Origin of the sequence: Streptomyces sp. NPDC093064, from assembly GCF_044754605.1 — a bacterium.
Classification (GTDB): Bacteria; Actinomycetota; Actinomycetes; order Streptomycetales; family Streptomycetaceae; genus Streptomyces.
In genome coordinates this window covers 249,529-267,726 of record NZ_JBIVPK010000002.1, presented here as the reverse complement: position 1 = coordinate 267,726, position 18,198 = coordinate 249,529, and the positions used below count along the sequence as shown (strand labels likewise).

The 18,198-nt window shown below is 71.4% G+C and carries 17 protein-coding genes and 1 pseudogene; 7 read left to right on the top strand and 11 right to left on the bottom strand.

Translation table 11 applies throughout. From position 1 onward, the window contains the following. Window positions 1-75: 75 nt before the first annotated feature. Together ACIQFZ_RS04130 and ACIQFZ_RS04125 are read left to right on the top strand one after the other, a co-directional pair. A complete protein-coding gene (locus tag ACIQFZ_RS04130; protein WP_402690618.1) occupies window positions 76-1,221 on the top strand; it encodes a carbohydrate kinase family protein in 1,146 nt (381 codons plus the stop codon). Between the two features lie 235 nt (window positions 1,222-1,456). Next, complete coding sequence (locus tag ACIQFZ_RS04125; RefSeq protein ID WP_402690617.1) at window positions 1,457-3,535, top strand: glycoside hydrolase family 31 protein; 2,079 nt, start codon at window positions 1,457-1,459, stop codon at window positions 3,533-3,535. A gap of 107 nt (window positions 3,536-3,642) precedes the next feature. On the opposite strand, the gene era is transcribed toward ACIQFZ_RS04125, so the two are convergent. The 9 genes and pseudogenes from era to ACIQFZ_RS04080 all read right to left on the bottom strand — a co-directional run bounded on the left by era (window position 3,643) and on the right by ACIQFZ_RS04080 (window position 11,328). After that, window positions 3,643-4,596 carry a GTPase Era gene (gene era / locus ACIQFZ_RS04120; RefSeq protein ID WP_365423740.1) on the bottom strand — a complete coding sequence of 318 codons (954 nt, stop codon included), beginning with the start codon at window positions 4,594-4,596 and terminating at the stop codon, window positions 3,643-3,645. Between the two features lie 104 nt (window positions 4,597-4,700). Next, the gene (locus tag ACIQFZ_RS04115; RefSeq protein ID WP_361408648.1) at window positions 4,701-5,063 is read right to left on the bottom strand and encodes a cytidine deaminase; all 363 of its coding nucleotides are present in this window, start codon (window positions 5,061-5,063) and stop codon (window positions 4,701-4,703) included. Window positions 5,064-5,129: 66 nt separating this feature from the next. Next, window positions 5,130-5,489 (bottom strand): annotated as a pseudogene (locus ACIQFZ_RS04110) (MmcQ/YjbR family DNA-binding protein). Continuing rightward, on the bottom strand, window positions 5,486-6,796 hold the full coding sequence (locus ACIQFZ_RS04105) for a hemolysin family protein (RefSeq protein WP_361408654.1): 1,311 nt from the start codon (window positions 6,794-6,796) through the stop codon (window positions 5,486-5,488). Before ACIQFZ_RS04105 ends, ACIQFZ_RS04110 begins: the two are co-directional and overlap by 4 nt. A gap of 8 nt (window positions 6,797-6,804) precedes the next feature. Continuing rightward, the gene (ybeY, locus tag ACIQFZ_RS04100) at window positions 6,805-7,302 is read right to left on the bottom strand and encodes an rRNA maturation RNase YbeY (protein ID WP_365423733.1); all 498 of its coding nucleotides are present in this window, start codon (window positions 7,300-7,302) and stop codon (window positions 6,805-6,807) included. 12 nt (window positions 7,303-7,314) lie between these two features. Beyond that, window positions 7,315-8,406, bottom strand: coding sequence for a PhoH family protein (locus ACIQFZ_RS04095; RefSeq protein ID WP_361408660.1), 1,092 nt, complete (start codon window positions 8,404-8,406; stop codon window positions 7,315-7,317). Window positions 8,407-8,550: 144 nt separating this feature from the next. Further along, complete coding sequence (locus ACIQFZ_RS04090) at window positions 8,551-9,915, bottom strand: GH1 family beta-glucosidase (RefSeq protein WP_376650872.1); 1,365 nt, start codon at window positions 9,913-9,915, stop codon at window positions 8,551-8,553. A 46-nt stretch (window positions 9,916-9,961) separates the two neighbouring features. Further along, entirely contained in the window at window positions 9,962-10,228 is a 267-nt protein-coding gene (locus ACIQFZ_RS04085; RefSeq protein WP_365423726.1) for a protealysin inhibitor emfourin, read from the bottom strand. 20 nt (window positions 10,229-10,248) lie between these two features. Further along, window positions 10,249-11,328: a M4 family metallopeptidase gene (locus ACIQFZ_RS04080; protein ID WP_383056963.1), complete on the bottom strand. Its 1,080-nt coding sequence runs from the start codon at window positions 11,326-11,328 to the stop codon at window positions 10,249-10,251. Window positions 11,329-11,712: 384 nt separating this feature from the next. Between ACIQFZ_RS04080 and leuA the strand changes: the two genes are divergently transcribed. The 3 genes from leuA to ACIQFZ_RS04065 all read left to right on the top strand — a co-directional run bounded on the left by leuA (window position 11,713) and on the right by ACIQFZ_RS04065 (window position 14,857). Next, window positions 11,713-13,434: a 2-isopropylmalate synthase gene (leuA, locus tag ACIQFZ_RS04075; RefSeq protein ID WP_365423720.1), complete on the top strand. Its 1,722-nt coding sequence runs from the start codon at window positions 11,713-11,715 to the stop codon at window positions 13,432-13,434. Window positions 13,435-13,629: 195 nt separating this feature from the next. Beyond that, entirely contained in the window at window positions 13,630-14,328 is a 699-nt protein-coding gene (locus ACIQFZ_RS04070) for a TerB family tellurite resistance protein (RefSeq protein ID WP_365423717.1), read from the top strand. Window positions 14,329-14,392: 64 nt separating this feature from the next. After that, window positions 14,393-14,857, top strand: a complete 465-nt coding sequence (locus ACIQFZ_RS04065; protein ID WP_365423714.1) for a protein phosphatase — start codon at window positions 14,393-14,395, stop codon at window positions 14,855-14,857. Window positions 14,858-14,916: 59 nt separating this feature from the next. Here ACIQFZ_RS04065 and bla read toward each other — a convergent pair whose 3' ends face one another. Continuing rightward, the gene (bla, locus tag ACIQFZ_RS04060) at window positions 14,917-15,990 is read right to left on the bottom strand and encodes a class A beta-lactamase (RefSeq protein ID WP_402690554.1); all 1,074 of its coding nucleotides are present in this window, start codon (window positions 15,988-15,990) and stop codon (window positions 14,917-14,919) included. On the opposite strand from bla, the gene recO reads away from it, so the two are divergent. Together recO and ACIQFZ_RS04050 are read left to right on the top strand one after the other, a co-directional pair. After that, on the top strand, window positions 15,989-16,735 hold the full coding sequence (gene recO, locus ACIQFZ_RS04055) for a DNA repair protein RecO (RefSeq protein ID WP_361408684.1): 747 nt from the start codon (window positions 15,989-15,991) through the stop codon (window positions 16,733-16,735). The genes bla and recO overlap by 2 nt on opposite strands. Window positions 16,736-16,790: 55 nt before the next feature. Further along, on the top strand, window positions 16,791-17,624 hold the full coding sequence (locus tag ACIQFZ_RS04050; RefSeq protein WP_361408687.1) for an isoprenyl transferase: 834 nt from the start codon (window positions 16,791-16,793) through the stop codon (window positions 17,622-17,624). A 108-nt stretch (window positions 17,625-17,732) separates the two neighbouring features. On the opposite strand, the gene ACIQFZ_RS04045 is transcribed toward ACIQFZ_RS04050, so the two are convergent. Further along, window positions 17,733-18,143: a Fur family transcriptional regulator gene (locus ACIQFZ_RS04045; RefSeq protein WP_383056960.1), complete on the bottom strand. Its 411-nt coding sequence runs from the start codon at window positions 18,141-18,143 to the stop codon at window positions 17,733-17,735. Window positions 18,144-18,198 lie beyond the last annotated feature (55 nt).

Below are 18,198 nucleotides of genomic sequence, written 5' to 3'. Positions count from 1 at the left end.
ACCGTGACCGCGTCCAACACGTCCGCCGGAGCGGGACCGGAGTACCCGGAGGACCGGGAAGACTCCACGAACCGGGTGGACCGGGAGGACCGGGAGTACATCGTCGGGGCACCGCACGCCCACGTCGATGCCCAGGTCGACCCGCTGGCCGGGCTGCGCTCGGCGGACGATCCGCCCTGGGACGTGTACCTCACGGGCACCGTCTTCCTCGACATCATCTTCACCGGACTCGGCTCCGCCCCGGTGCGCGGGACCGAGTCCTGGGCGCGCGGGATGGGGTCGAGCCCCGGCGGGGTGGCCAACATGGCGACCGCGCTGGCCCGGCTGGGACTGCGGACCTCCCTGGCGGCGGCCTTCGGCGACGACCACTACGGCGACTACTGCTGGGACGCGCTGGAACAGGGCGAGGGCATCGACCTGTCCCCGTCCGGCACCGTGCCCGGCTGGCACTCGCCGGTCACCGTCTCGATGGCGTACGAGGGCGAGCGCACCATGGTCTCGCACGGCCACGAGCCGCCCCCGGAGGCCGTGTTCCTCCAGGAGGGCGTCCCGGAGTGCCGGCCCCGCGCGCGTGCCGCCGTGGCCTCCCTGACGCCGGGCCGGCGCTCCCCGTGGATCGCCCAGGCCGCGGGCGAGGGCACGCGCATCTTCGGGGACGTCGGCTGGGACGACACAGGCGCCTGGGACCTGGCGGGCCTGTCCGACCTGGAGCACTGCGAGGCGTTCCTGCCCAACGCCGAGGAGGCGATGCGCTACACGGGCACCGACTGCCCGCGCGCCGCCGCGCACGCGCTCACCGCGTTCGTGCCGCTCGCGGTGGTCACCCTCGGCTCCGAGGGCGCCTACGCGGTCGACCGGCGCACGGGGGAGAGCGCCGAGGTGCCCGCCATCGCGGTGGAGGCACTGGACCCGACCGGCGCGGGCGACGTCTTCGTGGCCGGCTTCGTCACCGGCACCCTGGCCGGCTGGCCGCTGGCCGACCGCCTCGCCTTCGCCGGCCTCACCGCCGCTCTGTCCGTGCAGGAGTTCGGCGGCTCCCTGTCGGCCCCCGGCTGGTCCGAGATCGCCGCCTGGTGGCGCCGGGTCCAGTCGGTCGAGGGTCAGGACCCGGCGGCCCTGCGGCGGTACGCGTTCCTGGAGGGGCTGGTTCCGGAGGCGAGCGTCGAGCCGTGGCCGCGGCGCCGGGCCGTACCGACCATCGGGTTCCGCCGGCCGGCGTGACCGGTGCCGCGCGGCGCCGCGACCGCGCGCCGGGCCGACCGCTACGACGGGTTCCGCGGATTCGGCGGGCTCGGCGGATTCCGACACGACTCCAAGGCCGGGAACGTCGTTGACAGGTGGCGTCCGCCGTCCGATCATCGGCGCGACCGAGCACGATGAGGCAAGCAGCCTCCGGCCTCCTGACTCCCTCCGTCGAAGGACACGCGTCGTGCGCAGACCATCACGCAGACCCGGAGTGCTCCTCGCCGTTTCCGGCCTCGTCCTCGCGCTGCCCGTCGCGTTGACCACGCCGGAGCCGGCCCAGGCGCGGCCGCGGAACGGGGCCGCCCCCGACCGCCAGGCGCCCCGGTTCACCGACTCCGCGGATCAACTCACCCTGACCGTACCGGCGAGCCGCAACACCCCCGGTTACGCAGTACGGGTGATGAAGGGTCAACTCTCTTTGACGACGAGCCGTTCGGGCGGCACGGTTCTGGCCACCGCGGGCGGCGACACCGGGGCACTGCGCTTCCAGACCGCCGGCAGATGGCAACACGCCACCCGAGTCACCGACTGGACCTGGCGGAACGGCACGCTCACCCTCACCGCCGCCACGACGACGCCCGGTGCCACCGTACGGGCCCGGGTCACCCCGTCCGCCGACCGCTACCGGCTCGACTGGCAGGTCGTAGGAACCGCCCCCGAACGCCTCGGCCTCGCCTACGACCTGCCGTCCGCCGGCCACTGGTACGGCCACGGCGAGACCCGGACCCCGCACGGCGGCCCCGCCACCGACCAGCCCTGGCCGCTCGACAGCGGGCAGGTCGCCGACCCGGCCTTCGGGCCCGCCTCCTACTACATGGTCGACCCGTTCTGGTACACGTCCTCGGCGGCCGGACTGCACGTGGACACCGGGCACGTCATGAACGTGGCGGTCAACCAGGACGAGGACGGACTCGGCCGCTTCGACATCGAGTCCGCCGCCCCCTATCGGGCCACGGTCTTCGTCGAGTCCACGCCGCTGGAGGTCTACCGCGACTACGTCGGCGTCGTGGGCAAGCCGGACAAGAGCGACGCCACCCACCGGCAGTACGCCGAGCCGGTGTGGAACTCCTGGGCGCAGTTCTACACCCACGTCGACCAGGCGCGGCTCCTCGGCTACGCCCAGGACCTGCACGACCACGGGATCACCGGGCACACGCTCCAACTCGACGACAAGTGGGAGTCCGACTACGGGAACATGACCTTCGACGCGAAGGCCTACCCGGACCCCGGGGCGATGTCCCGCCGGATCCACGACCTCGGCTTCGACTTCGGCCTCTGGGTGACGCTATGGATCAACCTGGACTCCGACCAGTACCGGTACGCCGCCGACCACGGCTACCTGCTCGGCGTCGCCACCGATCCCGCCGAGCCGTGCAGAGTCACCTGGTGGAACGGCACCGCCGGCATCGTCGACCTCGCCAACCCGAAGGCCAGGGCCTGGTACGCGGGCCGACTACGCGGCCTGATGAGGACCTACGGCGTCGACGGGCTGAAGTTCGACACCCGCTTCTTCGACGAGCGGTGCGTTCCCCGCGCGGGCTACGAACCCACCGACTACCAGCGCCTGGGCGCTCGACTCGCCGACGAGTTCGACCTCCAGGGCGTCGGCATCCGCGTCCACTGGGACACCACTGCCCACCGAGCCGGGTTCGTCACCCGCCAGCTGGACAAGGGCACCGGCTGGAACTCCCTGCGGGCCGCCGTCACGCAGAACCTCGCCATCTCCACCATCGGCTACCCGTTCGTCACCACCGACATGATCGGCGGCTCCAGCGGTCAGCCCGCCCCCACCCAGCAGGTCCTGGTCCGCTGGGCCCAGGCCGCGTCGCTGATGCCGCTCATGTACTCCTCCACGTCCCCCGTCGACACCGTCGATGTGACGACCGGCAGGAAGGTGGTGTACGACGCGCGGACCGCCGCCCTCTACCGCGAGGCCATCGCCCGCCACAGCCGCCTCGCCCCCTACATCCGCGACCAGGTCCGGCACACGCTGAGCACCGGCGACCCGATCATGCGCCCGCTCTTCTTCGACTTCCCGCACGACGAGCAGGCGTACACGATCAACGACGAGTGGATGCTGGGTCCCGCGGTCCTGGCGGCCCCCCAACTGACCGACGCGCCCGCCCGCCCCGTCCACCTTCCCCCGGGCACCTGGTACGACGTCACCCACGGCCGCACCCTGCACGGCCCCCGGACCATCCCGGCCTACACGACCCCCCTGAACACGACCCCGATCTTCGTCAACCTGAACGCAAAGGATGCGAAGAAGGTCGTAGAGGCCCTGCGCTGACACCCACCGAGACGGGTGGGAGTGGGAAAGCGGGGGTGCACGGAGCGGAGCCCCTTGCTGAGGTCCGGGGTCGAGCCCCAGAGAGGGAGCCCCAAGTCACCGGGCTCTCAGAAGCCGAGGCGGCGGAGCTGCTTGGGGTCGCGCTGCCAGTCCTTGGCGACCTTCACATGAAGGTCGAGGAACACCGGCGTCCCCAGCAGCGCCTCGATGTGCTTGCGGGACTTGATCCCGACCTCCTTCAGCCGCTTGCCCTTGGGCCCGATGATGATGCCCTTCTGGCTCGGCCGCTCGATGAACACGTTGGCGTGGATGTCGAGCAGCGGCTTGTCCGCCGGCCGGTCCTCGCGGGGCAGCATCTCCTCCACCACCACCGCGATGGAGTGGGGCAGTTCGTCCCGCACACCCTCCAGCGCCGCCTCCCGGATCAGTTCGGCGACCATGACCTGCTCGGGCTCGTCCGTGAGGTCGCCCTCGGGGTAGAGCGCGGGCCCCTCGGGCAGCAGCGGGACCAGCAGATCGGCCAGCAGGTCCACCTGCTTGTTGGCCGTCGCCGACACCGGCACGATCTCGGCCCAGGTGATCCCCAGCTCCTCGCCCAGCCGGTCGATCGCGATCAGCTGCTCGGCGAGCGTCTTGGAGTCCACCAGGTCCGTCTTCGTGACGATGGCGACCTTGGGCGTCTTCTTGATCCCGGCCAGTTCCTTCGCGATGAACCGGTCACCGGGACCGATCTTCTCGTCGGCCGGCAGGCAGAAGCCGATCACGTCGACCTCGGCCCAGGTGGCCCGTACGACGTCGTTCAGCCGTTCCCCCAGCAGCGTGCGCGGCTTGTGCAGCCCCGGCGTGTCCACCAGGATCAGCTGCGCGTCCGGGCGGTGGACGATGCCCCGCACGGTGTGCCGCGTCGTCTGCGGCCGGTTCGAGGTGATCGCCACCTTCTGCCCGACCAGAGCGTTCGTGAGGGTGGACTTGCCCGCGTTGGGACGGCCCACGAAGCAGGCGAAGCCCGCCCGGTGGGCAGCCTCGACGGACTGCTCGGATGACTGGGTGCGAACGCTCATGGCGCCCATTGTCCCTGATCCACGAACCCCGGCTGCACACGGACGGGCGAGCGCGGCTCCGGCGGGCCGAGAGGCGTACGCGGGGCCTGCCGGCGCAGCGGGCCTCAGCCGTCCTCGCCCGCCGGCAGGGTGAGCCGCACGGTGCCGTCCGGACCGGCCAGCAGGACCGGGGTGCCGGCGCCGCCCAGGTCCCGTACGGCGGCCCGGTCCTCCGGGGCGATCTCGTCCGCCTCGCTGACCACAGCCGCCGCCTCCAGGGACGTCGCCCCGGACGCCACGGCCATCGCCACCGCCGTACGGAGGGCGCTCAGCTTCAGTGAGGCGAGGTGCACCGACCCGGCGACATACGTACGCCCCGTCTCGTCCCGTACGGCCGCGCCCTCCGGCACACCGTTGCGGGCCCGGGCCGAACGGGCCAGGGTGACGATCTTGAGGTCCTCGGGATCAAGCGCGTTGGTCTCGGTCATGCCCCGAGCATAAGAGCCGCCCCGGCGGACGCCGAGATCACCCCGGCGGCCGCGGAGTCCGGGTGCTCAGGCCCTGTCGAGACGGAGCCGGTCCGCGCGCGGCAGCCCCGCCACGACCAGGTCGTAGGAGTCCTCGACGAGCTCGCGGACCAGGCGGTCCGGGAGCCCGGCGCCGACCGTCACCGTGTTCCAGTGGCGCTTGTGCATGTGTCAGCCGGGGACGATCAGGCCCTCGTACTCGGCACGCAGCCGGATCGCGTCCTCCGGGTCGCACTTGAGGTTGACCTTCAGCGGCCGTGAGTCCAGGGCCGACAGCGCGAACAGCTTGCCCTGGACCTTGAAGACCGAGGTCTCCGGGTTGAAGGGGAAGTCCTCCACCACCGCGTTGAACGACAGGCAGAAGGAACGCAGCTCCTCCGGGCTCACTCCGGCTTCCCCTCCCCGTCCCCGGTGGGCGCCACCGGGCCCACCGGCTCCGCGAGCACGGTCACGATCTTGTTCCGGCGGCCGGCCGCGGCCTCCGCGGTCAGCCGCAGCTCCCGGCCGTCGGGCAGCTCCACGACCGACGACGCGCCCGCGATGGGAACCCGGCCCAGGGCCTTGGCGAGCAGTCCGCCGACCGTCTCCACGTCCTCGTCGTCGTACTCCTCCAGGCCGTACAGCTCGCCCAGGTCCGTGATGTCCAGGCGCGCGGTGACGCGGTAGCGGTCGTCGCCGAGCGGCTCCACCGGCGGCAGCTCGCGGTCGTACTCGTCGGTGATCTCGCCGACGATCTCCTCGAGGATGTCCTCGATGGTGACGATGCCGGCCGTGCCGCCGTACTCGTCGATGACGACGGCGACGTGGTTGCGTTCCTTCTGCATCTCGCGCAGCAGGTCGTCGGCGTTCTTCGTGTCCGGCACGAAGACGGCCGGACGCATCGCCGTCGACACCAGCTCGCTCTCGGCGTCCCGGTTGATGTGCGTCTTGCGGGCCAGGTCCTTCAGATAGACGATCCCGACGATGTCGTCCTCGTTCTCGCCGGTGACCGGGATCCGCGAGAAGCCGGAGCGCAGCGCCAGCGTGAGGGCCTGGCGGATGGTCTTGTACCGCTCGATCACCACCAGGTCGGTGCGCGGCACCATGACCTCGCGCACGAGGGTGTCGCCCAGCTGGAAGACCGAGTGCACCATGCGCCGCTCCTCGTCCTCGATGAGCGACTCCTGCTCGGCCAGGTCGACCAGGGCGCGCAGCTCCGCCTCGGAGGCGAACGGGCCGCGCCGGAACCCCTTGCCGGGGGTCAGCGCGTTGCCGATGAGGATCAGCAGCGACGGGATCGGGCCCAGCACCCGCGCAAGCGGCACCAGCACGTACGCCGCGACGGTCGCCGTGTTCAGCGGGTGCTGGCGGCCGATGGTGCGCGGGGAGACCCCGACGGCCACGTACGAGACGAGCACCATGACCGCGATGGCGACGACCAGCGCCTGGGCCGTGCCGGAGAACGCCTCCAGACACGCGTAGGTGACCAGGGCCGCCGCCGCCATCTCGCAGGTCACGCGGACCAGCAGCGCCAGGTTGAGGTAGCGGGTCGGGTCGGCGGCGACCTGGGCCAGCTTGGCGCTGCCGCGGCGGCCCGACTTCACGGCCTCCTCGGCACGGAAGCTGGACACCCGTGCGAGGCCCGCCTCCGCGCAGGCGGCGAGCCAGGCGACGACGACGAGCGCGATCGCGCCGACGACGATCTGAGGGCTCATGGGCGGGCTTACGAGACGGTGGGCGCCGGGGACGGGCCGCGCAGGCCCCGCTCCGCGCGCCAGCCGTCCACGATCGCTGCCTGCAGACCGAACATCTCGGCCTTCTCGTCCGGCTCCTCGTGGTCGTAGCCGAGCAGGTGCAGCACGCCGTGGACGGTGAGCAACTGGAGCTCCTCGTCCATGGAGTGCTGCGTCGGAGCCTCCGCACCCTGCTTCGCGGCGACCTCGGGACAGAGCACGATGTCGCCGAGCAGGCCCTGCGGTGGCTCGTCGTCGTCCTTCGACGGCGGGCGCAGCTCGTCCATCGGGAAGGACATGACATCCGTGGGCCCCGGCAGGTCCATCCACTGGACGTGCAGCTGCTCCATGGCGTCGGCGTCCACGACGATCACCGAGAGCTCGGAGAGCGGGTGGATGCGCATGCGGGTGAGTGCGTAGCGGGCGATGTCGAGGATCGCCCGCTCGTCGACCTCGGTTCCCGACTCGTTGTTGACGTCGATCGACATGGTGGTGCTGGTCTACTTCCCCTTGTGCCCGTGTCCGTGCGCGTGCCCGGCCCTGCCATGGCCGCCGGTCCTCGGCGTGCCGTTCTCGGTGCCGTTCTTGCTGTCGTACTTCTCGTACGCGTCGACGATACGGCCCACGAGCTTGTGCCGTACGACGTCGTGCGACGACAGCCGGGAGAAGTGGACGTCCTCGACGCCCTCCAGGATCTCCTGCACCTGCCGCAGCCCGGACTTCGTGCCGTTGGGCAGGTCCACCTGGGTGACGTCACCCGTGATGACGATCTTCGAGTCGAAGCCGAGCCGGGTGAGGAACATCTTCATCTGCTCGGGGCTGGTGTTCTGGGCCTCGTCCAGGATGATGAAGGCGTCGTTGAGGGTGCGGCCGCGCATATAGGCGAGCGGCGCGACCTCGATCGTCCCCGCCGCCATCAGACGCGGGATGGAGTCGGGGTCGAGCATGTCGTGCAACGCGTCGTACAGCGGGCGCAGGTACGGGTCGATCTTCTCGTAGAGCGTGCCGGGCAGGAAGCCCAGACGCTCGCCGGCCTCGACCGCCGGGCGGGTCAGGATGATGCGGTTGACCTGCTTGGACTGGAGCGCCTGCACCGCCTTGGCCATGGCCAGGTAGGTCTTGCCGGTGCCGGCGGGGCCGATACCGAAGACGACCGTGTGCTTGTCGATCGCGTCGACGTACCGCTTCTGGTTGAGCGTCTTGGGGCGGATCGTGCGGCCACGCGAGGACAGGATGTTCTGCGTCAGGACCTCGGCGGGGGTCTCGTGACCGTCGCTCTCGCCGTTCTCGCTCGCCTTGAGCATGGCGATGGAGCGTTCCACTGCGTCCTCCGTCATCGGCTGCCCGGTGCGGAGCACCAGCATCATCTCGTCGAACACGCGCTGGACCAGGGCGACGTCCGCCGGGTCGCCGACCGCGCTGATCTCATTGCCCCGGACATGTATGTCGGCCCCCGGGAAGGCCTTCTCGATCACGCGCAGGAGAGAGTCGCCGGACCCCAGCACGGTCACCATGGGGTGCTGGGCGGGGACGGTGAACTGTGCTCTGGCCTGCCCCTGCGCGGGGGTCTTGGCTGCGGGTGTCTGAGTCATGGGCCGGCGCTGAAGGCCTGCGATTCCTCCTCGTCACGGCCGCACAAGTATGGGCGGCCTCGCGCTTCCAGGGTACGACGGGGGAGTGACAACGCCGTAGGGCTTTTCGGCGGCCTCCGTGACCCCGGTGACCCCGGAGCGGGATCAGTCCGGCACGGGGGACGCGCCGGCCGCCGTCCCGGCCCCGCGCTGAGCCCGCAGCAGGTCCCGGAACCAGCGGTAGGACGCCTTCGGGGTGCGCTCCAGGGTCTCGTAGTCGACGTGCACCAGGCCGAACCGGCGGGCGAGGCCTTCCGCCCACTCCCAGTTGTCCAGCAGCGACCACACGAAGTAGCCGCGCATGTCCACGCCCGCCTCCAGAGCCCGGTGCAGGGCACGGATGTGGCCGTCCAGGTAGGCGATGCGGTCCTGGTCGTCGAGGCCCTCGTAGGAGCACCCGTTCTCGGTGATGACGACGGGCGGGAGCCGGTCGCCGTAGCGGTCGCGGAAGCCGGTCAGCAGCTCGGTCAGCCCCTCCGGGACCACGGGCCAGCCGAAGTCCGTGACCGGGCGGTCCTCGATCTCCCGTACTGAGAAGGGCAGTTCGGCGGGCAGGGTGAGCCCGCCGAACTCGATCTCCTCGCCGCGCGGAGCGCCCACCCGGGTCGGGGCGTAGTAGTTGACTCCGTACCAGTCCAGGGGCTCCGCGATGACCTTCAGATCCGAGTCGACGTCCTCGGGGGAGCCCGGCATCAGCTCGCCCAGCCCCTCGGGGTACCGGCCGAGCAGCAGCGGATCGGCGAACAGTCGGTGCAGCAGCAGGTCGTAGAAGCCGGCCGCCTCGATGTCCACCTGCTCCCCGGACGCCGGCCAGACGGGACTGTGCGAGTTGGCGATGCCGATGTCCGCGGCCCCTGCCGCGCGCAGCGCCCGGACCGCCAGGCCGTGGGCGAGCAGTTGGTGGTGCGCGGCCGGGAGCGCGTCGAACAGCAGCCGCCTCCCCGGCGCGTGCACGCCGAGGGCATGGCCGAGCAGGGTGTGCTCGGCGGGCTCGTTGAGCGTGATCCACTTCGTCACGCGGTCGCCCAGGCGCTCGGCGACCACCGACACATGGTCGGCGAACCGCGCGGCCGTGTCCCGCTCCAGCCAGTCCAGCCGGGCCGGCAGGTCCCAGTGGAAGAGGGTCGGGACCGGGCGGACGCCGGCCGCGCACAGCTCGTCGACCAGGCGGTCGTAGAAGTCCAGGCCGCCGGGGGCGTTCACCCGGGGCCAGGAGACGGAGAAGCGGTACGCGTCCACGCCGAGGCCGGCCAGCAGCGCCACGTCCTCGCGGTGGCGGTGGTAGTGGTCGCAGGCCACCGCGGCCGTCGAGCCGTCCTTGACCCGCCCCGGCTCGGCCGAGAACGTGTCCCACACGGACGGCTCGCGCCGGTCGGCCGCCCCCTCGATCTGGTGGGCCGAGGTCGACACGCCCCACAGGAAGCCGGCCGGGAACCGGGGTATCGGGTTCGTCGCCATGGGCGGGATCATCCTTACCGCTGGTAACGGAAGTCAACGCCCGGGCGGCAAAAGGACCTCACGCCCCCTCCTTGAGCACGCGGGAGATCAGCTCGCGCTGCTCCCCGGTCAGCCGGGGATCGGCCGCGTACACCGTCCGGCCGTCCACGGTGATCTCGTAGCTGAAGCCGTCGGGCACCCCGGCCGGCGGCGCGGCCTTGCCGGCGGCCAGCGCCCGCTCGGCCAGCTCCCGCCACTGCGGGGCGTCGGGTCGCCCCGAGACGTCCACCTCGGCGCGGCGCTCGATGCCCGCGAACCCTCCTGTGCGCCTCACTCGAATCCGCATGGTCCGTGTCTAGTACGGAACTAGAGCGTCCGCACCCCCACCTGTTCCCAGGCCTTCCGTACGGCCTCGAGTTCGCCGCCGTCGGTGCCGTACCGCTCCCGTGCGGCCCGCACGGTGAGTGTGGCGAAGTCCGTGAACTGCGCGTCCTCGTGCAGCTCGCCGCCGGTCAGCACGTCGTACCAGAGCTGCCCCGCCTTCTCCCAGGCACGGCCGCCGAGCGCGGTGGCGACCAGGTAGAAGGCGTGGTTGGGGATGCCGGAGTTGATGTGCACGCCGCCGTTGTCGCTGCCGGTGTGGACGTAGTGGTCCATGGTGGCCGGCTGCGGGTCCTTGCCGAGCACGTCGTCGTCGTACGCCGTGCCGGGCGCCTTCATGGAGCGCAGCGCGGTGCCGCTGACGCCCGGGGCCAGCAGCCCGGCGCCGATCAGCCAGTCGGCCTCGGTGGCGGTCTGGCCGAGCGTGTACTGCTTGATCAGCGAGCCGAAGACGTCGGAGAGCGACTCGTTGAGCGCGCCGGACTGCCCGAAGTAGGCCAGGTTGGCGGTGTGCTGGGTGACGCCGTGGGTCAGTTCGTGGCCGATGACGTCGACGGGGATGGTGAAGTCCAGGAAGATCTCGCCGTCGCCGTCGCCGAACACCATCTGCTCGCCGTTCCAGAAGGCGTTGTTGTAGTTCTCGTCGTAGTGCACGGTGGCGTCCAGCGGCAGGCCGCTGCCGTCGATCGAGTCGCGCCGGTAGGCCGTGAGGTACAGCTCGAAGGTGGCGCCGAGACCGGCGTAGGCGCGGTTGACCGTGGCGTCCCCGCCGGGCTCCTCGCCCTCGCCGCGCACCTTCCTCCCGGGCAGGTCGGTGCCGTGCCGCGCGTCGTAGACGGTGCGGTGCGGCTGCCCGTCCCGCTTGCCCGCGGGCGCGGCGACGGCGGACGCGCCGATGACGGTGGTCAGCCGTCGCCGGGTGCGCTCGAAGGCGTCGCGCTCCAGGGTCCGGCGGGCGGGTCCGGAGAGTGCGGGGTCGTCGCTGCGGGCGAGGCGGTCGAGGACGTGCGGCGGCACGATGGTGCAGAAGACGGGCTCGAAGCCCCCGTTGGTCGTCGTCGTCATACCCGGCACACTTGCACTGTGTGGTCGCGCTGTCACCACCCGCAACCATGATTGGTGAAATATCGGGGCAAGGGGTCCGCCCTTCCGTCACGCAGTGATAGGTGTCCGTGGCGGAGCGGCAGGGGGTCGGGAGGTGGCGCCGGTGACATCGCGCACGTTTTGCCCTGTTTGCCCCTTCGGTTTCGCATACTGGGACGGGCCCGCGCATCCGTCGCGGCTCGGCTAGGCTGCGCAGCATCATGCGTTTCGGGCTGCTTCTCCTTAGCTGCCGCGGCGAGGGCCTGTAGTCGAGGCCGACCCCCTCCCCGCGGAGTTCGGCGTTGCGCCGTCGGCCGTTCTCCGGCACCCGCGGACCCGCGGACTTTTCGAGGAGCCCACGCACACATGGTCAACCGCCAGCAGCCCAGTTCCATGCCGATCAACAAGTACGGCCGCTACGAGCAGGTCGACATCCCCGACCGCACCTGGCCCGGCCGGCGGATCACCGCCGCCCCCCGCTGGCTCTCCACCGACCTGCGCGACGGCAACCAGGCCCTGATCGACCCGATGTCGCCCGAGCGCAAGCGCCGGATGTTCGACCAGCTGGTCAAGATGGGCTACAAGGAGATCGAGGTCGGCTTCCCGGCCTCGGGCCAGACCGACTTCGACTTCGTGCGCTCGATCATCGAGGAAGAGGGCGCGATCCCCGAGGACGTCACGATCTCCGTACTGACCCAGGCCCGTGAGGACCTGATCGAGCGGACCGTGGAGTCCCTGAAGGGCGCCCGGCGCGCCACCGTCCACCTCTACAACGCCACCGCCCCGGTCTTCCGCCGGGTCGTCTTCCGCGGCTCCAGGGACGACATCAAGCAGATCGCCGTCGACGGCACCCGCCTGGTGATGGAGTACGCCGAGAAACTGCTGGGCCCCGAAACGGAGTTCGGCTACCAGTACAGCCCGGAGATCTTCACCGACACCGAGCTGGACTTCGCCCTGGAGGTCTGCGAGGCGGTGATGGACGTGTACCAGCCGGGCCCGGGCCGCGAGATCATCCTCAACCTGCCCGCCACGGTGGAGCGTTCGACCCCGTCGACGCACGCGGACCGCTTCGAGTGGATGCACCGCAACCTGTCCCGCCGTGAGTACGTCTGCCTGTCCGTCCACCCGCACAACGACCGCGGTACGGCCGTCGCCGCCGCCGAGCTGGCCGTGATGGCCGGCGCCGACCGCGTCGAGGGCTGCCTGTTCGGGCAGGGCGAGCGCACCGGCAACGTCGACCTGGTCACCCTGGGCATGAACCTGTTCTCGCAGGGCGTCGACCCGCAGATCGACTTCTCCGACATCGACGAGATCCGCCGTACGTGGGAGTACTGCAACCAGATGGAGGTCCACCCGCGCCACCCGTACGTGGGCGACCTGGTCTACACGTCCTTCTCCGGCTCCCACCAGGACGCCATCAAGAAGGGGTTCGACGCCATGGAGGCCGACGCGAAGGCCAAGGGCGTCACGGTCGACGACATCGAGTGGGCGGTGCCGTACCTGCCCATCGACCCCAAGGACGTCGGCCGCTCCTACGAGGCCGTCATCCGCGTCAACTCGCAGTCCGGCAAGGGCGGTGTCGCCTACGTCCTGAAGAACGACCACAAGCTGGACCTGCCGCGCCGGATGCAGATCGAGTTCTCGAAGATCATCCAGGCGAAGACGGACGCCGAGGGCGGCGAGGTCACGCCGAAGGAGATCTGGGCGGCCTTCCAGGACGAGTACCTGCCGATCCCGGAGAACCCCTGGGGCCGCATCCAGGTCAGGACCGGCCAGTCGACGACGGACACCGACGGGGTCGACACCCTCACCGTCGAGGCCACCGTCGACGGCGAGGACACCGTCCTGACCGGCTCGGGCAACGGTCCGATCTCGGCCTTCTTCGACGCCCTGCACTCCATCGGCGTCGACGTACGCCTGCTGGACTACCAGGAGCACACGATGAGCGAGGGCGCCTCCGCCCAGGCCGCCTCGTACATCGAGTGCGCGATCGACGACAAGGTCCTGTGGGGGATCGGCATCGATGCGAACACGACACGTGCGTCGCTGAAGGCGGTCGTCTCGGCCGTCAACCGCGCGGCGCGCTGATCGCTCTGACCGGTGCTTTCGGGACCCCGGCCGCCTGCTGAGGCGGTCGGGGCCCCGTCGTGTGCCCGGCGAGTATCGGCCAGTCTGCGGCGCAGGTCACGGAAAGGTCTCCTCCGGGGTGCTGACTACACCTCGACAATGTGGCTAACATCACGCCAGTGCGGCGATGTTGCCGTGCCGTTACGGAGGTGGGACGTGCTGCCAGTACGGGGACAAAACGGCCGTGTCACCAGGCTTGCCCGACTGCTGGGCACCCGTACCGCGTGGACGCCGGTCGGCGACGGAGAGTTCTTCTGCCCCGGCTGCGGTGGGGACCGCAACTACCAGCGGCTGAGCGGGCGTCGGCGCTTCACCGTCCTCGGCGTACCGCTGCTGCCGCGCGGGACGACCGGGCCGGTCGTCGAGTGCGCCGCCTGCGGCGGCCACTTCGGCACGGACGTCCTGGACCATCCGACGACCACCCGCTTCTCCGCGATGCTCCGCGACGCCGTGCACACCGTCGCCCTGGCGGTGCTGTCCGCGGGCGGAACCGGCTCCCGTACGGCCCTGGAGACCGCCGCGGCCACCGTCCGCGCGGCCGGCCTGGCCGACTGCACCGAGGAGCAACTGGCCGCTCTGGTCGAGGCGTTGGCCGCGGACACCGGGCGCGCCTACGACGACCAGCCGTGCGGCGCGGGTCTGGCCATAGAGCTGCACGAGGCCCTCGATCCGCTCGCCCCGCACCTGGCCCCCGCGGGCCGGGAGTCGATCCTCCTCCAGGCCGCCCGCATCGCCCTGGCCGACGGCCCCTACACCCCCGCCGAACACGACACCCTCAGCACCGTCGGCGCGGCCCTGACCATCTGCACCAACGACGTGACCCGCCTCCTGACGGAGGCCCGCACACCGTCGTGAGGCGGCCCTCGCCGTGTACGGTCGTCGCGCCGCTGGAGACAGGCCGGAAGGGGGACGCGGCGCCATGAACGAGGAGCACACCACGGGACACGAGGAGCCTTGGGACGAGCGGACCCCAGGCGTCCTGCGGCTGCCGTCCGGACGGCTGGTGCGGGGCAGGGGCCTGCGCCACGCCCTCGACCCGTCGGAGCAGGCCCCGTCGTACGGCGTCTACCTCCTCGGCGAACAGCCGCCCGCGACTCCCTGGGCGTCCCGCTGGCTGCGCTGGCCGGACTTCCGCCTCCCGGCGGACCGTGAGGCGGCCCGCACGCTGCTCACCGACGCCTGGACCCGCGCGGCCACCGAACGCGTCGAACTCGCCTGCGCCGGCGGCCGCGGCCGCACGGGCACGGCCCTGGCCTGCCTGGCGGTCCTCGACGGCGTACCGGCGAACGAGGCCGTCGCCTACGTCAGAACCCACTACGACCGGCATGCGGTGGAGACACCGTGGCAGAAGCGGTACGTACGGCGCTTCACGCCGCCGCGGTGACCGGCGATGCGGCTGCCGCCGTCGCCCGCAGCCGCGGTGAGATGCCCTGAGCGCCGTGCCTATCCCAGTGCCTCCGCCGCCGCGGCGGCGGCCCGGGCCACGAGGGCGTCGTCGTACGGGGCGTCCTGAGCCGGTTTGGTCGACAGTACGGCCAGGACCACCGGGGAGCCGGACCCGGTCCATGCGACGCCCACGTCGTTGGTGGTGCCGTGGGCGCCGGAGCCCGTCTTGTCCGCGACCGTCCAGGTCGGTGGCAGGCCCGCGCGGAAGCGGTTCGCGCTGGTGGTGTTGTTCAGCAGCCAGTGCGTCAGCAGCCGGCGGTCGTGACGGTCCAGCGCGTCCCCGAGGACGAGACGGGCGTAGGTGCGGCCGATCGCGCGCGGGCTCGTGGTGTCCGTGAGCCGCCAGGGCTCGGCGGTGTTGAGGTCCGGCTCCCAGCGGTCCAGGCGGGTCACCGGGTCGCCGAGCGTACGGGCGAAGCGGGTGATGGCCGTGGGGCCGCCGAGCTCGCGCAGGAGCAGGTTGCCGGCGGTGTTGTCGCTGAAGCGGATGGCGACGTCGGCGAGTTCGGCGATGGTCATGCCCGTGGCCAGGTGCGCACGGGTCCGGTCGGAGCCTTCCGGCACCAGGTCGGCCTCGGTGTAGTGGATGCGGCGCGAGAGGACCTCGCCGTGGCGGTCCAGGTCCCGCAGGACCGCTGCCGCCGCCAGGGTCTTGAACACCGAGCACATCGGGAAGCGTTCGTCGGCGCGGTACCGGACCGTCCGGCCGGTGGCGGGATTGTGGGCGAACACGCCCAGCCGGGCGCCGTGCCTCTGCTCCAGGGCGCGCAGGCGCGCGGTGGTGTCGTCGTCCGGCAGGGCGTGCGCGGGCGTGGCCGTGGCGGCCGCCGTCGCCGCGGCGAGAGCGGCGGCGGTGGTCAGTAAGGCACGTCGGGTCGGGGCGGACTTCCTCGGGGCTCGGATGACGCTCTCCTCCGGTCGGTGCGGACGGAACGATCGGTCGGTGCGGACTGGGCGATCTCCACAGTGACCGACGCCGCCGGGGGTATCGCGGTTGCGCCGCGCCGGGAGCCGGACCGGGGCGCGGGCGCGGCCACGCCCGTGTCCGCCGTGAGCGACAATGAACTCCATGAGTCTGTTCCGCGACGACGGCATCGTGCTGCGCACCCAGAAGCTGGGTGAGGCGGACCGGATCATCACGTTGCTCACCCGCGGGCACGGGCGGGTGCGGGCCGTGGCGCGGGGGGTGCGGCGGACGAAGTCGAAGTTCGGGGCCCGGCTCGAACCGTTCTCGCACGTGGACGTGCAGTTCTTCGCTCGGGGCAGTGAGCTGGTGGGGCGGGGGCTGCCGCTGTGCACGCAGAGCGAGACCATCGCCCCCTACGGCGGCGGGATCGTGACCGACTACGCCCGCTACACCGCCGGGACGGCCATGCTGGAGACCGCCGAGCGGTTCACCGACCACGAGGGCGAGCCGGCCGTCCAGCAGTACCTGCTGCTGGTGGGCGCCCTGCGCACCCTCGCCCGGGGCGAGCACGCCCCGCACCTCGTGCTCGACGCCTTCCTGCTGCGGTCGCTGGCCGTCAACGGCTACGCGCCCAGCTTCGGCGACTGCGCCCGGTGCGGGATGCCCGGCCCGAACCGCTTCTTCTCGGTGGGCTCCGGCGGCTCGGTCTGCGCCGACTGCCGGGTGCCCGGCAGCGTCGTACCCTCGCCGCAGACACTCGTGCTGCTCGGCGCGCTGCTCACGGGGGACTGGGCGACCGCGGACGCGTGCGAGCCGCGGTACGCCAGGGAGGGCAGCGGGCTGGTCTCCGCCTACCTGCACTGGCACCTGGAGCGCGGGCTGCGCTCACTTCGGTACGTGGAAAAGTAGTACGCCCACCAAGTAGTACGTCAGGACGTACGAAAGCAAGGGAGACGAGAAGCACATGGCCGTACGCGGGATCCTGGGGCGCCGGCGCCCGGAGTACAGGGCGCCCGAGCCGCATCCGTCCGGCGCCCGCGCGCCGAAGCTCCCCGGAGAACTGGTCCCCGAGCATGTGGCGATCGTCATGGACGGGAACGGGCGCTGGGCAAAGGAGCGCGGGCTGCCCCGCACCGAGGGGCACAAGGTCGGTGCCGAGCGGGTGCTGGACGTGTTGCAGGGCGCGATCGAGATCGGCGTCGGCAACATCTCCCTGTACGCCTTCTCCACCGAGAACTGGAAGCGCTCGCCCGACGAGGTGCGCTTCCTGATGAACTTCAACCGCGACTTCATCCGCAAGACCCGCGACCAGCTCGACGAGCTCGGCATCCGGGTGCGCTGGGTGGGCCGTATGCCCAAGCTGTGGAAGTCGGTCGCCAAGGAGCTCCAGGTCGCCCAGGAGCAGACCAAGGACAACGACCGGCTCACGCTGTACTTCTGCATGAACTACGGCGGCCGGGCCGAACTCGCGGACGCGGCCAAGGCGCTCGCGGAGGACGTCAGGGCGGGCCGGCTCGACCCGGCCAAGGTCACCGAGAAGACCATCCAGAAGTACCTGTACTACCCGGACATGCCGGACGTCGACCTGTTCCTGCGCCCGAGCGGGGAGCAGCGCACGTCCAACTACCTGCTCTGGCAGAGCGCGTACGCGGAGATGGTCTTCCAGGACGTCCTGTGGCCCGACTTCGACCGCCGCGACCTGTGGCGGGCCTGCATCGAGTTCGCCTCCCGCGACCGCCGCTTCGGCGGCGCCATCCCGAACGAGGCCCTCCTCGCCATGGAGGGCGACGGCGAGTAGAACCAGCCTGTCCGGCGATTGAGGACGAGGCCGTTCAGGCCGAAAGCGGGGGTCTGGGGGCGGCAGCCCCCAGGGCCGGTCACCCCAGACCACCCGCACACCACAGGCTCACCCCGCGGCGCACTCCGCGCAGGTGCCGAAGATCTCCACCGTGTGGGCGACGTTGACGTAGCCGTGTTCCGCGGCGACCGCCTCCGCCCACTTCTCCACCATCGGCCCCTCCACCTCGACCGCCTTGCCGCAGACGCGGCAGACGAGGTGGTGGTGGTGTTCGCCGGTGGAGCAGCGGCGGTAGACCGACTCGCCGTCGGAGGTGCGCAGGACGTCGACCTCGCCCGCGTCGGCAAGGGACTGAAGGGTGCGGTAGACCGTCGTCAGGCCCACCGAGTCGCCCTTGTGCTTGAGCATGTCGTGGAGTTCCTGCGCGCTGCGGAACTCGTCGACCTCGTCGAGGGCCGCCGCGACAGCGGCACGCTGCCGGGTGGCGCGGCCCTTCACGGGCGGTCCAGCGGTGGTCACCGGTCGGCCTCCTCACGTCTCGCCTGCGGGCCATTGTGCCAGCCCGGGCCGTGCG

Bases quoted from the DNA above. Each gene is read 5' to 3' on its own strand.
- era (WP_365423740.1), bottom strand. From the start codon at position 4,596: ATGAGCGTTCGCACCCAGTCATCCGAGCAGTCCGTCGAGGCTGCCCAC.
- ACIQFZ_RS04115 (WP_361408648.1), bottom strand. From the start codon at position 5,063: ATGACCGAGACCAACGCGCTTGATCCCGAGGACCTCAAGATCGTCACC.
- ACIQFZ_RS04105 (WP_361408654.1), bottom strand. From the start codon at position 6,796: ATGAGCCCTCAGATCGTCGTCGGCGCGATCGCGCTCGTCGTCGTCGCC.
- ybeY (WP_365423733.1), bottom strand. From the start codon at position 7,302: ATGTCGATCGACGTCAACAACGAGTCGGGAACCGAGGTCGACGAGCGG.
- ACIQFZ_RS04095 (WP_361408660.1), bottom strand. From the start codon at position 8,406: ATGACTCAGACACCCGCAGCCAAGACCCCCGCGCAGGGGCAGGCCAGA.
- ACIQFZ_RS04090 (WP_376650872.1), bottom strand. From the start codon at position 9,915: ATGATCCCGCCCATGGCGACGAACCCGATACCCCGGTTCCCGGCCGGC.
- ACIQFZ_RS04085 (WP_365423726.1), bottom strand. From the start codon at position 10,228: ATGCGGATTCGAGTGAGGCGCACAGGAGGGTTCGCGGGCATCGAGCGC.
- ACIQFZ_RS04080 (WP_383056963.1), bottom strand. From the start codon at position 11,328: ATGACGACGACGACCAACGGGGGCTTCGAGCCCGTCTTCTGCACCATC.
- leuA (WP_365423720.1), top strand. From the start codon at position 11,713: ATGGTCAACCGCCAGCAGCCCAGTTCCATGCCGATCAACAAGTACGGC.
- ACIQFZ_RS04065 (WP_365423714.1), top strand. From the start codon at position 14,393: ATGAACGAGGAGCACACCACGGGACACGAGGAGCCTTGGGACGAGCGG.
- recO (WP_361408684.1), top strand. From the start codon at position 15,989: ATGAGTCTGTTCCGCGACGACGGCATCGTGCTGCGCACCCAGAAGCTG.
- bla (WP_402690554.1), bottom strand. From the start codon at position 15,990: ATGGAGTTCATTGTCGCTCACGGCGGACACGGGCGTGGCCGCGCCCGC.
- ACIQFZ_RS04050 (WP_361408687.1), top strand. From the start codon at position 16,791: ATGGCCGTACGCGGGATCCTGGGGCGCCGGCGCCCGGAGTACAGGGCG.